This is a genomic window from Amycolatopsis sp. NPDC059235, assembly GCF_042754125.1.
Lineage (GTDB): Bacteria > Actinomycetota > Actinomycetes > Mycobacteriales > Pseudonocardiaceae > Amycolatopsis > Amycolatopsis albidoflava.
The window spans coordinates 60858-73537 of sequence record NZ_JBHZAG010000030.1 but is presented as its reverse complement, the minus strand read 5'-3'; the positions used below and the strand labels follow the sequence as shown (position 1 = coordinate 73537).

Sequence of the window (12680 nt, the reverse complement as noted above, 5' to 3'; positions counted from 1 at the left end):
CCTTCCGACGCGCGGCCGAGCCTTGACATACTGGACGGCATGGCTGTCACCCAGCAGCTCGCCCGAATCCCCGCCGCGCAACTCGCCGCTTGCCGGGAGTCGGCGGACGCGCTGGACGCACTCTGCTCCTTCACCGCGGCTCCGGACGAGGCCTACCTCGATCTGAACTGGTGGCCGGTCATCCTGAAACGGGCCTGGGCGATGGCCGGAGCCGACGAGCGGACCTTCGCCTTGCTGCGGCGTGGATTCGACGGCGACGAGGAAGTCAATCCGGCCTACCGCGACTATCCCTACGGGATCATTGACCACCCGGTGACCGCACTGGAGCCGCCTGAGGTCAAGGCTGTCGCCGAAGCGTTGCGTTCCCTGACCCCGGAAGCTGTGCACGCCGTCGTGCCATCGGACCCGGAGCAGATCGAGGCGAAACTGAGCCCGACCGCACTCGAGGTGCGCGGTGATCTGGCCGGGTATCTGGCCGAGCAGCACACCATCCTGCGCGACTTCTACGAGGAAGCCGCGCGTCGCCAGCTCGCCGTCGTGCTGTGGTGGGACTGAACCTTCCGGCCGAAACCTCAAACGCCCTTCAGCACCCGGTCGAGCGCCGCCCGGCCCGCGGGTCCCCAATGCGGCTTGCCGCCGGGAAGGCCGCGATCGCCGTTCTGCCCCATGAGAATCAGGAAAAGGCACTTCATCGCAGCCAGCCCGCGCGCACGCCGGATCGCCGGCTCGTCCGCCCGCGCGTAACTGCCGAAGAACCGCGAAACCATCCCCTCCGGCAGCAACACCCAGGCAGCGGCCAGATCCCACGCCGGATCCCCGGCGAACAGATCACCGAAATCAACAATGCCCGAGAGGGTTCCGTCCGAGACCACGACATTCGCGGGATGGAGATCGCCGTGCACCCACACCGGCGGCCCCTCCCACTCGCCAGCCTCAACGGCGTCGTCCCAGACCGCCCGGACGTCGGCGGCCAGGTCGTCGAGGCCAACGGCCTGGAGGAAGTTTTCAAAGCCGGCCGTGCAATCCCGGGGATGGGCTCCGCGATCCGCGGCGACCGGGGCCTCGGCGGGCGCGGGCACATGGAGCGCCCGGAGGAACTCCGCCAGCGTGTCGGCCGCGTGGACGTCGCGGCTGATCGTGCCGTGGTCGAGCGGTTCGCCGGGAACCCACGTCATCACGGTCCAGTGCTTGGGGAACCGCCCGGACGGTTCGCCGAACCGCACCGGCGTCGGCACCGGAAGCGGCAGGTGCGGGGCCAGCACGGGCAGCCATCGCCGTTCCTTGAGCTGGAGCTCCGGTGTCGGGTCCATGCGCTGCACGCGGACGGCCAGGTCGTCGCCCAGACGCCACATTTGGTTGCCCCAGCCGCCCGGCACCTCGCGAATCGCCAGCTCGGCGAGGTCTGGATGCTGCTCCCGAAGCAGGTCGCGGACCAGGTCCGCGGTGATCACGATCTCGGGGCCGGTCATGCGATGGCACAGTACCGACCCGGCGTCAGCGGCCTCGACACCGGATTGTCCGGCTACGGGCGGCGCTGCCTGTGCCGGAAGGACTAGTACCTTCGCGGCTTCCCACCCCGAAGCCCCGTCGGCAAGCTCGCCCCCATGATCCGCTTCTCCCTCTCCAGACGGGCTCGCCGCTGGTTGATCGCCGTGGCTGTGGCGCTGGTTCTGGCCCTCGTCGGCGGCTACGTGCTGCTCCGGATCGCCGATTCCCGGACGTTCCAGTTCTTCGGCGGTCTCACCGCCCGCGTGGAAACGTCGGAGAAGGCGGTGGCGCTGACTTTCGACGACGGTCCCAACCCGGCCGGAGTGAAGCCCGTCCTCGACGCACTGGCCGCGCGCGGCGTCCATGCGACGTTCTATCTCATCGGGTCGGAACTGGAGGCTCATCCGGATCTCGGGCGCGCGATCGCCGCGGCGGGGCACGAGATCGGGAACCACACCTACTCCCACGAACGCATGCTGCTGATCACGCCCGGGCGCGCGGCGAGCGAGATCGAGCGCACCGACGCGCTGATCCGCGCCACTGGCTATACCGGCGAGATCACGGTCCGCCCGCCGAACGGCAAGAAGCTGCTCGCGCTTCCGTACTACCTGCACGAGCACAACCGGAAGACGATCACCTGGGACGTCGAACCGAATTCGTTCCCCGAAATCGACCGCAGCGCCGCGGCGATCGCCGACTACACCGTCACCCATGTGCGCCCCGGCTCGATCGTGCTGTTCCACCCCATGTACGCCGGGCGCGAGCAGACGCGCGAGGCCATCGGCCCGACCATCGACCGGCTGCGGGCGCTCGGCTACCGGTTCGTCACGGTGTCGCAGCTGCTGGCTCTGCAAGGCAAGGGATGACCGCCTCGACCGACCAGCTTCCGTCCTCGGCGGGGCCTGCCTTGAGAGAACCGCCCCGGGCGGCGACTTGTGCGCGCAGGCTTTCCAGGCCGTACCCGGAACCGTCGGTCGGCTGCCCGCGTTGGTCATTGCGCAGCACGATCCGGACGGACTCCGGCGTCACCTCGACACCTGCGCACAGCCGGACCCCGGGACCGTTGTGCCGCAAGGCATTGATGGCCGCTTCCGAGACGATCCGGTCGGCGAGGTCCCGCACCCGGTCCGGAATCCGGTGCAGAGCGGGCTCTTCCTCGAGGACCAGACCGGCCGCGGACAGCTCGGCGAGAACGGCGGCGACCCCTGGCCCCGAGCGCGGCTCGCCGTCGTGCCGCAAATCACGGAGGGTTTCGCGGACCTGGCTCAGCGCGTCCCGCCCGGCGGCGAGCATCGCGTCCACCCTCGCGCGGTCCGCGCTGGTCAGCTCGCCGACGGCGAGGAGCGCCTCGGCCTGCACGAGCATGACCGTGGTGGTGCGCGCGAGCGTGTCGTGCAGCCGCCGCGCGGTCTGCTCACGCCGTTCGGCGGCCAAGCGCTCCAGCCGGAACCGCGTGCGCTGCGCCGCGAACTCCGCACGCTCGGCCGCGTGCCGCTGTCGCTCAGTGCCGAGCAGCCACGCCACGACGCAAACCGCGACGGTGAGCAACGCGCCGTCGATCGGCCCCTTCGACACGGTCATCGCGGCACCGATCGCGGCGGCGGACAATCCACCGAGTCCCCAACGCACCGAGGCCCGGCGCGCGCTCGGCACCGTGTACAACGCGATCAGCACGGGCACGTAGTCGATGTTGTGGGGTTGGGTCGTCAGCAGCCGGGCGAGCGTGGCCGCGGTGACGACGGCGAGCACCCAACCCGGAAACCGGCGGCGGAAGACCAGCGGCAGAACCTGCCCGGTCACGAGCGCGACGCCACTCCAGCCCACCGCGGGCGGCCAGGCCCCGCCCACCCCGAGCAAGACGGCGATGAGGACGGCCGTTCCGAGGTCGAGCAACGTCTTTCGGTCGCGGAACCAACGCACAAAGCGAGCGTAGACTGCCGTGGTGATCGGGGTCCGCGTCGTCGACGACCACGCTCTGGTGCGAGAAGGCCTCGCGCTGATCCTCGGCGCCCAGCCGGACCTCGACGTACTCGGCGCACACCCCGACGGTCCAGGACTGCTCGCCGCGCTCGATGCCGCCACCGACGTCGTCCTGCTGGACCTCTACCTCCCGGGGATGGACGGGATCGAAGTCCTGCAGCGGATCCGGCAGAGCGAGGGACCGAAGGTCGTCATGCTCACCACGATCGGCCGCGCAGGCGAAATCCGTCGCGCGCTGGCCGCGGGAGCGAGCGGATTCGTGCTCAAGGACAGCACCGGAACGGAACTCGCAGCCGCGGTCCGCGCGGCGCATGAAGGCATCACGGCCATGAGCCCAGCGGTGGCGGCGACGCTGCGCACGCCGGCCGCCGAGGGAGTCACTCCGCGGGAACGCGACGTGTTGCTCCTGCTCGGCCGCGGTCTGTCCAATCGCGACATCGCCGCCGAACTGGGCCTGGCAGAGCGCACGGTGAAGGTCCACGTCGGCAACCTGCTGGCGAAACTTCAGGTGGACAGCCGGACCCAGGCGGCGTTGCTGGCCGAGGAGATCCTCGCGAACCCGGCTCGGCTGGGCGATTCCCGCTGATCGGAATTTCGACAGTCTTGAGTCTTCCGTGCTCGGCGCCCTCCCCGCCGCACCGTCCACACCGGACACCGGCCGGGCACGCTCGCCACCGCGGACACGGCCCCCTCCACTCGGCGGTAGCGCCCCCATCCGATCTCCGCCACCCTGAGTCGATCGACGACAGGGAGGTTCGCGGTGAAGGTCGTGATCGTCGGAGCGGGGATCGGCGGGCTGGCCGCGGCCCTGCGGCTGCACCGCGAAGGCGTCGAATGCGCGGTCTACGAACAAAGCGCCCGCATCGGCGAACTCGGCGTCGGCATCAACGCCCTGCCGCACGCGGTCAAGGAACTGGCCGCGCTCGGGCTGCTCGACCAGCTGGACGAGATCGGGATCCGCACCCGCGAGCTGTCCTACACCCACCGCCTCGGTCAGGTGATCCTCCGCAAGCCCTGCGGTCTCGACGCCGGGTTCACTCTCCCCCAGTACTGCCTGCACCGAGGCAGGCTGCGCGACCTGCTGCTGCGGGCAGTCCAAACGCGGCTCGGCCCCGACGCGGTGCGGACGGGGTACCGGCTGACCGGGTTCGACCAAAGCGCACAAGGCGTCCGGGCGCACTTCGCCGAGCGGGACAGCGGCGCCCCGGTCACCGCGACCGGCGACGTTCTCGTGGCGGCCGACGGGATTCACTCGGCCGCGCGAGCCCTGTTGTTCCCCGAGGAGGGACCGCCCCGCTGGAACGGCGTCCTGATGTGGCGCGGCGCCACCGACTGGCCGGAATTCGGCGGCGGGGCTTCGATGATCGTCTCCGGCGGCACGGCGGCCAAGCTGGTCGTCTACCCGATCGGACCGGGCAAGAGCGCGGGCAGCAGGCTCACGAACTGGGCGGTCTGCATCCGGACCGGAGAGCCCGGCTCCCCTCCGCCGGACCGGCAGGACTGGGCCAAACCCGGCGACCGGACGGAGCTGGCCCGGCACCTCGGGCGGTTCCGGTGCCCGGCGGTCGACCACGCCGCGCTGGTCGAGGCCACCGAGGAGATCTTCGAATTCCCGATGTGCGACCGGGATCCGCTGCCCGCGTGGTCGCACGGACGCGTGACGCTCCTGGGCGACGCCGCCCATCCGATGTACCCGATGGGTTCCAACGGCGCCGGCCAGGCCATCCTCGACGCGTCCAGCCTCGCCTGGCACCTGACGCGGCGCTCCGATCCGGTCGAGGCGCTTCGCGCGTACGAAGCCGACCGCCTTCCGGCGACCAGCGACATCGTGCTGCGCAACCGCCGCGGCGGACCGGAAAACGTCATCGACGAGGTCGAACGGCGGGCCCCGGAAGGCTTTACCCGCCTGGAAGACGTGATCGACACAGCCACGCTCGAGGCGATCGTCGCGGGCTACGCCCAGGCTTCCGGGGCCTCCCAGCAGCAGGTGAACCGCGGCTGAGCCGGTTCAGGCGCCCTCCACCGAACCGGGCGGCAGGAACTCGACGTCGTGCAGCGCCGACACCCGGACCACCTCGGCCGGGTCCGTCAGGTTGTGCAGCTTGTCGAACAGCGTCGCGAGCTGCCCGGCCGGGCTCACCCAGAACAGCCCGCGGGTCAGGCCCTCGCTGCGGTTGTAATACGCGTGCGGAAGCCCCTTCGGCATCCGCACGGTGTCGCCGGGGCCCGCGGTCTCCCACTTGCCGTCGAGGTAGAGCGTGAACACGCCTTCCAGGATGTAGATGTGCTCGTCCTGAGTCGGATGGACGTGCGGCGGCACCCCGGTGCCGGGCGGGTCGAGGGTCTCGAACGCGAAGCTCGACTCGCTGGCTGCCTTCATCGAGTAGGTGTGGCCGAGCACGTTCCACACCTTGTTCCGCATGCCCTCGCGGGCGGGCGTGATCCCCTTGGGCAGGGGACCGAGCACGATTTCCTCGCCGGTCATCACACCTCCTGGCCGATGTTTCGTCCGACTCTGCGCTATCGCGCCGCCGGTGTACAGCCGCCGGTCACGACGACTCGGCCGCGAAGGCGAGGAGACCGTCCGCGAGCACTGGTGTCCCGTCCGCCGCACGCACGTCGAAAGCGACGGCCGCGGAACGTGTCCGGCCCGCATGGACCGACAGCGTCATCCCCGGGAAGACCGGGTTGGTGAAGCGGCAGTCGACCCCGGTGACGTCAGCGCCCGGGTAAGCGCGGGTCACGGCGGACACTGCCCGCGCGAGTGTTTCGGTGCCGTGCAGGACCGTGTCGGCCAGGCCCGCCGCACGCGCGACGCGAATGTCGGTGTGGATGGGGTTCCAGATCCGCGCGCACTCGCTGTAAACGACCGCGTTGGCGGTGTCGGTCTCGAACGTCGCGATCCGGGAGAGTTCGACCGACCGGGGTTTTGGTGACGGGACCACGATTTCGCCGCCTTCGAGCCGGACGCCGCGGTACAGCGTGCTCACCTGCGAGGTGACGAGGAGCGTTCCACCGGGCGTCGTGGTGCGGAACTCCGTGACGATGAGCGCTGCGCCCGTTCGCGCCTCAGCGCGGTGCAGCCGTGCCTCGGTCCGCACCCGCTCGCCGGGACGCAGTGGTGACCGCAGCCGGATCCGGTGCCCGACATGCAGGCCCAGCCGCAGCGTGTCCTCGGACAGTTCGATCCCCGGAGCCCCCTGCTCGATGAGCGGCCATTCGACGCAGACCGGGAACACCGGGTGGCCGACGATGCCGCGGTCGAGATCGAAGAACTCGTCGCGGGTGTCGCCGACGGCGGCCGCGAAGGCGCGCAGCCAGCGCTCGTCGACGCGGCTCTCGGCCGTCCGGACCAGCCCGGGGCTGTCGGTCGGCAGTACTCGGATCACGTGCTCGGTCGCCATGGGCCGTCCGTCCTTGCTTGCCAAAAACTGAACAGTCGGTACAGTAACAGAACCTCGCCGAGCGCGGTCCGCCTTTCTCGCGGACCGGCCGGCCCGCAATCCGACTTGAGGGAGCACAGTGCGCGCTATCCGGATTTCCTCGCTCGACGGACCCGCCGCGGTGGAACTGGTCGAGGTGGCCGAGCCCGAGGCCGCCGCCGGCGACATCGTCATCGACGTGAAAGCCGTCGGCGTCAGCTTCGTCGACGCCCTGATGACCCGCGGCCAGTACCAGGTGCGGCCCGAACTCCCGTTCGTTCCCGGCGTCGAGGTGGCCGGGATCGTCCGGTCGGCTCCCGAGGGCGCGGCGGTCAAGGCCGGCGACCGGTGCGCCGCCTACGTCCCGCGCGGCGGATACGCCGAGGTGGTCGCCGCCAAGCCCGCGGTGACGTTCCCGCTGCCCGGCGAACTCTCGTTCGAGCAGGGCGCGGCCTTCGCGATGAACTTCCAGACCGTCCACTTCGCCCTGGTCCGGCGCGGCCGGCTGCGCGCGGGCGAGCACGTGCTGGTGCACGGAGCCGCGGGCGGAGTCGGCACGGCGGCGATCCAGGTGGCCAAGGGGCTCGGCTCGATCGTCACCGCGGTGGTCGACTCCCCGGGCACGGTCGCCGTCGCCGAAACCGCAGGCGCGGACCACGTCGTGGTGGCCGGACCAGGCTGGGCCGACGCGGTGCGCGCCACCGCCCCGAAGGGAATCGACGTCACCGTGGACCCGGTCGGCGGCGAGTATTTCGCGGACTCAATCCGGCTGCTGCGCCCGGAAGGCCGGCACCTGGTGATCGGGTTCGCCGCGGGCGGGATCCCGGAGATCGCGGTGAACCGGTTGCTGCTCAAGAACATCGAGGTCGTCGGCGTGTACTGGGGCGGGTTCGTCGAACGGGACGACACCGTCGCGGCCGCTTCCGCCGCGGAGCTCACCCGGCTCGCCCGCGAGGGCTTCGTGCGGCCGGTGGTGGGCCACGTCTTCCCGCTCGCCGACGCCGCCAAGGCGCTGCAGGCCATCGAAGACCGCGCCACGTCAGGGAAGGTCGTTCTCGCCGTCGCGGCGATCGGCTAGCCTCGTCTCCTCCTCCTCGACCAGCGAAGGAAGCGTTCTATGCCTGTGAAGCCCGGCGGCACCGCACGACGCACGAACCGGGCGGGGACGGAAGCCAGGCAGCGCATCATGACGTCCGCTGTCCGGCTGTTCGCCGAGAACGGCTACCACGCCACCGGGATCGAGATGATCTCCCACGACACCGGGATCGGCCGGGGCGCGCTGTACCACCACATCGGCAGCAAAGAGACGCTGCTGTTCGAAATCTGCCACACGCGGCTGTCGGATCTGCTCGAACAGTCGGGCTGGATCGTCGCGACCGAGACGACCTACCGGGAGCGGTTCCGGCAGCTGATGCGGTCCACCATGCGCAATCTCGCGGAGCACGCGCTGGAGTGGACCGTCGCGTTCCAGGAGTTCAAGGCCCTCACCGGGCAACGGCACGCGGTCATCCAGGACGCACGCGACCGGTACGAGACGATGGTGGCCGGAATCCTCCGCGGCGGCGCCGAGGCGGGCGAGTTCCGCGAGCTGGATCCCCTGGTGGTCAAGGGCATTCTCGGGCACTACAACTACTCGTACGCGTGGATCCGGCCGGACGGCGAGCGCACTCCGGAGGAGATCGCCGACCTCTTCACCGACACGCTGCTCAACGGAATCCGCCAAGACCCCCGGTAGCTCACGAAAAAGCGGGGCCGATACCAGTCGGCCCCGCTTTTTCGGGCGCCGTGCTTACCAGACCGCCTCCAGCAGCTCGCGGATCACCGTCTCGTCGACCGTCCGCGGCGATTCGCGGACCACGATGTCGCCCAGCGCGGCCCGCGCGACGCCGTTCAGCTTCTCGCGCCCGACGCCGAACTCGGACACCCGGCGCGGCACGGCGAGTTCGTCGAGAATCCGTTCCAGGCGGTCCGCGGCGGACAGCTCCTCGGCGTCGCCCTGCACCCGCCGCAGCGACTGCGCCATCCGGGCCTGCTCCGCCGACGTCACCGGCTCCAGGAAGCGCATCACGTGCGGAAGCATGATGCAGGAGGTGACCCCGTGCGGGATCCCGACCGCGCCGAGCTGGTGGCCGATCGCGTGCGAGAGGCCGAGCGAGACGTTGTGCACCCCGACGATCGACATCCACGCGGCCTGCAGGCACTTGAGCGCCGCCTCGTGGTCGTGCGGATCGCGGACGGAACGCGGGAGGTGCTCGGCGAGGATGGCCAGCGCGCCTTCGGCGAGCGCCGTGGTGAACGGGTGGGCGTTCTTCGCGTAAGCGGTTTCGACCGCGTGGTCCAGCGCCCGCACGCCGGTGGTGGCCCAGAGGTCGCGCGGGGTGCCCGCGCAGAACTCCGGGTCGAGGAAGACCACGCGGGGCGTCGCCTCGAGGTAGACCGTCAGGTCCTTGGTGTCGCGCGATTCGTCGACCGACCCGGCGAAGCCGTCCCATTCGGCCGCCGACAACGTCGTCGGCACCGCGAAGACGGGCATCGGCGTGCCGGTCAGCGGACGACGGCGGATCGTGCTCGGGTACTCGAACTCGAGGTAGTTGCGCGCGAGGTCCTCGACCGAACCCGACCCCTCGCTGAGGCCGATCGCAGCCAGTTTCGCGGCGTCGCACGGCGAACCGCCGCCCACCGCGACGAACGCGTCGGCCGCCGCGGCGCGCGCCTGCCCGATCAGCTCCACGATCAGCTCGACCGGGTTGTGCGCCTTGATCCGGGAAAACGTCCCGGCGACCCGGTCGCCGAGGTCGGCGGCCAGTTTCGCGAAGGCCTCGCTCCCGCCGACCGACCGGCCGGTCACGAGGAACACCCGGCGCAGCCCCCGGCGGTCCAGCTCCGCGCCGATCTCGCGCACCGCCCCGGCGCCTTGGACGACCGTCTCGACCCGGGGCATCTCGAACGTCAGGACTTCAGGCATGGGCAACCTCCGGGGTTCGCACGTCGTTGTGGCCGGCCCGACAGGGCAGCGCGCAGAACTGTACCGGTCATCCGGTATTTAGTCGAGACCGCGCCAGGCGTTCTCGCACTTGACGCGGTTCGGTAACCATGAAACTGTACCGACCGTTCGAGAAGTGATCCGAAGGGAGCCCGCCGTGCCTGTGGATCCGAGAGTCCCGCCCCGCGAGGAGCTGGTGCTGAGGTACCTGCTCGAGCGCCGCGCGGCCGAAGACCCGGACAAGGTGTTCGCGGTCTTCGACGGAGGGCCGACCTGGACGCGGGCCGATCTGCTGCGCGAAGTACGGCAAACCGCCGCAGCCTTGGAGGCGCTCGGCGTGCGGCAGTTCGACAACGTCGTGTGCTGGCTGCCCAACGGACCGGACGTGCTGCGGTTCTGGTTCGCGATCAACTATCTCGGCGCGGTGTTCGTGCCGATCAACACGGCGTATCGCGGCGGTCTTCTCGCGCACGTGCTGGACAACTCCGAGGCCGAGATCCTCGTCGCGGACGCCGAACTGCTCCCCCGCCTGGCCGAGATCGGCCCGCGCGAAGGCCTCCGCCTCGCGGTCCAGGTCGGCGACGGCGAGCCCGGCCTCGACGGCATCTCGGTGGTGCGGGCCGCGGAACTCCCGAACCTCGACGGCGAAGTGTCCGAGCCGAGCGTCCCCATCGAGCCTTGGCACACCCAGGCGATCCTTTACACGTCCGGGACGACCGGCCCGTCCAAAGGCGTGCTGACGTCGTACATGCAGGCATGGTCGGCCTTCGGCCCGGTCTCGATGCCGATCATGACCGCTGACGACCGGTTTCTCATCAACATGCCCGCTTTCCACGCCGGCGGCTCGACCCTGCTCTACGCGATGCTCCTGAACGGCGGCTCGGTCGCGGTGGTCGAACGATTCAGCGGCGAGCAGTTCTGGCGGCAGATCCGGCAGACCGGAGCCACCATGATTTTCCTGCTCGGCGTGATGGCCAATTTCGTGAACCGCCTTCCGCCGGATCCCGGTGACGCGGACAATCCGCTGATCAAGGTTTTCGTCGTTCCGCTCCTCGACGACATCGCGGCGTTCTCGAAACGGTTCGGCGTCGACGTCTACACCATCTACAACATGACGGAATTGTCCGCGCCGATCGTGTCCGGGCCGAATCCGGCCGAGAAGGGCACGTGCGGAAAGGCCCGGCCCGGCGTCGAGATCCGGCTGGTCGACGAGGCCGATCGCGAGGTGCCGACCGGCTCGGTCGGCGAGATCGTCCTCCGCGCCGACGCGCCGTGGGCGTTGTCCCACGGGTACTTCCGAATGCCGGAGGCGACGGCGAAAGCCTGGCGCAACGGCTGGTTCCACACCGGCGACACCGCACGCAAGGACGCGGACGGCAACTACTACTTCGCCGACCGTCTCAAGGATTCGATCCGCCGGCGCGGCGAAAACATCTCGTCGATGGAGGTCGAAGCGGAGATCATGGCGCATCCGAGCGTGCGCGAGGCGGCCGTCGTCCCGGTGCCGAGCGAGATTTCCGAGGACGAGGTGCTGGCGGTGATCGCGACCGTTCCCGGAGAACATCTCGACCCGGTGGAATTGATCCGCTTCCTCGAACCGCGGATGGCGTACTACATGGTTCCCCGGTATCTGCGGTTCGTCCCGGAATTGCCCAAGACGCCGACCGCCAAAATCCAGAAAGCGGTCCTGCGGGAATCGGCCGTCACCGCCGACACCTGGGATCGCGAGGCCGCGGGAATCAAGCTCGCTCGCTGAAAGCCAGTACTCCGAAAGGGTTTATTCGTGAAGGCAGTGGTCTACCGCAGCACCGGCGGCCCGGAAGTGCTCCGTCTCGTCGAGCGCGACCTCCCCGCCGTGGCACCGGGACAGGTGCGGGTCCGCGTAGTCGTGTCCGGGGTGAACCCGACCGACTGGCGTAGCCGTTCCGGCCAGTCGTCCGCGCTGCGGTTCGAGGAACAAGTCCCGCACCAGGACGGCGCGGGTTTCGTGGACGCGGTCGGCGACGGCGTCCAGGATTTCTCGCCCGGCCAACGGGTTTGGCTGTGGGATGTTGCCTTCGACAGCCCAGCGGGAACCGCGCAGGAGTTCGTCTCGGTGCCCGCCCGCCACGTGATGCCGCTGCCGGACGGCGCGAGCTTCGACGTCGGCGCGAGCCTCGGCATCCCGGCCCTGACCGCGCACCGCACCCTGACCACTTCGGCACGCGGACCGCGCCGCCTCGGCCCAGGAACCATGACCGGCCGAACCGTCCTGGTCCAAGGCGGCGCCGGTTCGGTCGGACACGCCGCGATCCAGCTGGCAGCGTGGTCGGGCGCGACTGTCCTGGCGACCGTCAGCAGCCCGGAAAAAGCGGTACTCGCCCGCGCGGCCGGTGCCGACCACGTCATCGACTACCGCACCGAGGACGTCGCCGCGCGCGTCTCGCAGCTGGCGCCCGGCGGAGCGCACCACATCGTCGAGGTCGACCTTGGCGCCAACCTGACAACCGACCTGGCCGTGCTCGCCCACGGCGGCAACATCAACGTCTACAGCTACGGCGACGCCGACCGCCTCCCGATCCCGTCGCGGGAAATGCTGGTCAAAAACGTGCAGCTGGATTTCACCTTCACCTACACGACCGACCCGGAAAGCAAAGCGAACGCCCTTGCCGACGTACACGCCGCCGCCGCGGACGGCGCACTGGAGGTCGGCGCCGAGCACGGGCTGCCGATCCACCGGTACGAACTCGACCACGTCGCGGACGCGCATCGCGCAGTCGAGCGAGGAGTCCTGGGAAAGGTTCTCGTCGAAGTGGCACCGGAATGAC

Annotated in this window: 13 protein-coding genes; 8 read left to right on the top strand and 5 right to left on the bottom strand. The window is 70.0% G+C overall.

Annotated features, from left to right (window positions below; all coding sequences use genetic code 11):
• The first annotated feature begins 39 nt into the window (after positions 1-39).
• Entirely contained in the window at positions 40-555 is a 516-nt protein-coding gene (locus ACFXI3_RS21065) for a DUF1877 family protein (protein ID WP_378401447.1), read from the top strand.
• A gap of 17 nt (positions 556-572) precedes the next feature.
• Here ACFXI3_RS21065 and ACFXI3_RS21060 read toward each other — a convergent pair whose 3' ends face one another.
• Positions 573-1469, bottom strand: a complete 897-nt coding sequence (locus ACFXI3_RS21060; protein WP_378401445.1) for an aminoglycoside phosphotransferase family protein — start codon at positions 1467-1469, stop codon at positions 573-575.
• A gap of 135 nt (positions 1470-1604) precedes the next feature.
• On the opposite strand from ACFXI3_RS21060, the gene ACFXI3_RS21055 reads away from it, so the two are divergent.
• Entirely contained in the window at positions 1605-2354 is a 750-nt protein-coding gene (locus ACFXI3_RS21055; RefSeq protein ID WP_378401443.1) for a polysaccharide deacetylase family protein, read from the top strand.
• On the opposite strand, the gene ACFXI3_RS21050 is transcribed toward ACFXI3_RS21055, so the two are convergent.
• Entirely contained in the window at positions 2314-3408 is a 1095-nt protein-coding gene (locus ACFXI3_RS21050) for a sensor histidine kinase (RefSeq protein WP_378401441.1), read from the bottom strand. The two genes, ACFXI3_RS21055 and ACFXI3_RS21050, sit on opposite strands and share 41 nt — an antisense overlap.
• Positions 3409-3430: 22 nt before the next feature.
• On the opposite strand from ACFXI3_RS21050, the gene ACFXI3_RS21045 reads away from it, so the two are divergent.
• Both ACFXI3_RS21045 and ACFXI3_RS21040 read left to right on the top strand, forming a co-directional pair.
• Complete coding sequence (locus tag ACFXI3_RS21045) at positions 3431-4054, top strand: response regulator (protein ID WP_378401439.1); 624 nt, start codon at positions 3431-3433, stop codon at positions 4052-4054.
• A 174-nt stretch (positions 4055-4228) separates the two neighbouring features.
• Positions 4229-5470 (top strand): flavin-dependent oxidoreductase, encoded by a 1242-nt coding sequence (locus tag ACFXI3_RS21040; RefSeq protein ID WP_378401437.1) that lies wholly within the window; start codon positions 4229-4231, stop codon positions 5468-5470.
• Between the two features lie 6 nt (positions 5471-5476).
• On the opposite strand, the gene ACFXI3_RS21035 is transcribed toward ACFXI3_RS21040, so the two are convergent.
• Positions 5477-5953, bottom strand: a complete 477-nt coding sequence (locus ACFXI3_RS21035; protein ID WP_344277019.1) for a cupin domain-containing protein — start codon at positions 5951-5953, stop codon at positions 5477-5479.
• A gap of 64 nt (positions 5954-6017) precedes the next feature.
• Positions 6018-6872: a MaoC/PaaZ C-terminal domain-containing protein gene (locus ACFXI3_RS21030; protein WP_378401435.1), complete on the bottom strand. Its 855-nt coding sequence runs from the start codon at positions 6870-6872 to the stop codon at positions 6018-6020.
• 118 nt (positions 6873-6990) lie between these two features.
• Between ACFXI3_RS21030 and ACFXI3_RS21025 the strand changes: the two genes are divergently transcribed.
• Positions 6991-7968 (top strand): NADPH:quinone oxidoreductase family protein, encoded by a 978-nt coding sequence (locus tag ACFXI3_RS21025; RefSeq protein ID WP_378401433.1) that lies wholly within the window; start codon positions 6991-6993, stop codon positions 7966-7968.
• A gap of 39 nt (positions 7969-8007) precedes the next feature.
• Positions 8008-8625: a TetR family transcriptional regulator gene (locus tag ACFXI3_RS21020; RefSeq protein WP_344277027.1), complete on the top strand. Its 618-nt coding sequence runs from the start codon at positions 8008-8010 to the stop codon at positions 8623-8625.
• A 54-nt stretch (positions 8626-8679) separates the two neighbouring features.
• Here ACFXI3_RS21020 and ACFXI3_RS21015 read toward each other — a convergent pair whose 3' ends face one another.
• Positions 8680-9855, bottom strand: a complete 1176-nt coding sequence (locus ACFXI3_RS21015; protein ID WP_378401431.1) for an iron-containing alcohol dehydrogenase — start codon at positions 9853-9855, stop codon at positions 8680-8682.
• Positions 9856-10030: 175 nt separating this feature from the next.
• Here ACFXI3_RS21015 and ACFXI3_RS21010 point away from each other — a divergent pair, with 175 nt between their 5' ends.
• Together ACFXI3_RS21010 and ACFXI3_RS21005 are read left to right on the top strand one after the other, a co-directional pair.
• Positions 10031-11629: an AMP-binding protein gene (locus ACFXI3_RS21010; protein ID WP_378401429.1), complete on the top strand. Its 1599-nt coding sequence runs from the start codon at positions 10031-10033 to the stop codon at positions 11627-11629.
• A 27-nt stretch (positions 11630-11656) separates the two neighbouring features.
• Positions 11657-12679, top strand: coding sequence for an NADPH:quinone reductase (locus ACFXI3_RS21005; protein ID WP_378401427.1), 1023 nt, complete (start codon positions 11657-11659; stop codon positions 12677-12679).
• The last annotated feature ends 1 nt before the right edge of the window (position 12680 follow it).

What these genes read in the sequence shown, in the direction of transcription:
- ACFXI3_RS21060 (WP_378401445.1), bottom strand. Translation starts at nt 1,469, where the DNA reads ATGACCGGCCCCGAGATCGTGATCACCGCGGACCTGGTCCGCGACCTG.
- ACFXI3_RS21030 (WP_378401435.1), bottom strand. Translation starts at nt 6,872, where the DNA reads ATGGCGACCGAGCACGTGATCCGAGTACTGCCGACCGACAGCCCCGGG.
- ACFXI3_RS21015 (WP_378401431.1), bottom strand. Translation starts at nt 9,855, where the DNA reads ATGCCTGAAGTCCTGACGTTCGAGATGCCCCGGGTCGAGACGGTCGTC.
- ACFXI3_RS21055 (WP_378401443.1), top strand. Translation starts at nt 1,605, where the DNA reads ATGATCCGCTTCTCCCTCTCCAGACGGGCTCGCCGCTGGTTGATCGCC.
- ACFXI3_RS21065 (WP_378401447.1), top strand. Translation starts at nt 40, where the DNA reads ATGGCTGTCACCCAGCAGCTCGCCCGAATCCCCGCCGCGCAACTCGCC.
- ACFXI3_RS21020 (WP_344277027.1), top strand. Translation starts at nt 8,008, where the DNA reads ATGCCTGTGAAGCCCGGCGGCACCGCACGACGCACGAACCGGGCGGGG.
- ACFXI3_RS21035 (WP_344277019.1), bottom strand. Translation starts at nt 5,953, where the DNA reads ATGACCGGCGAGGAAATCGTGCTCGGTCCCCTGCCCAAGGGGATCACG.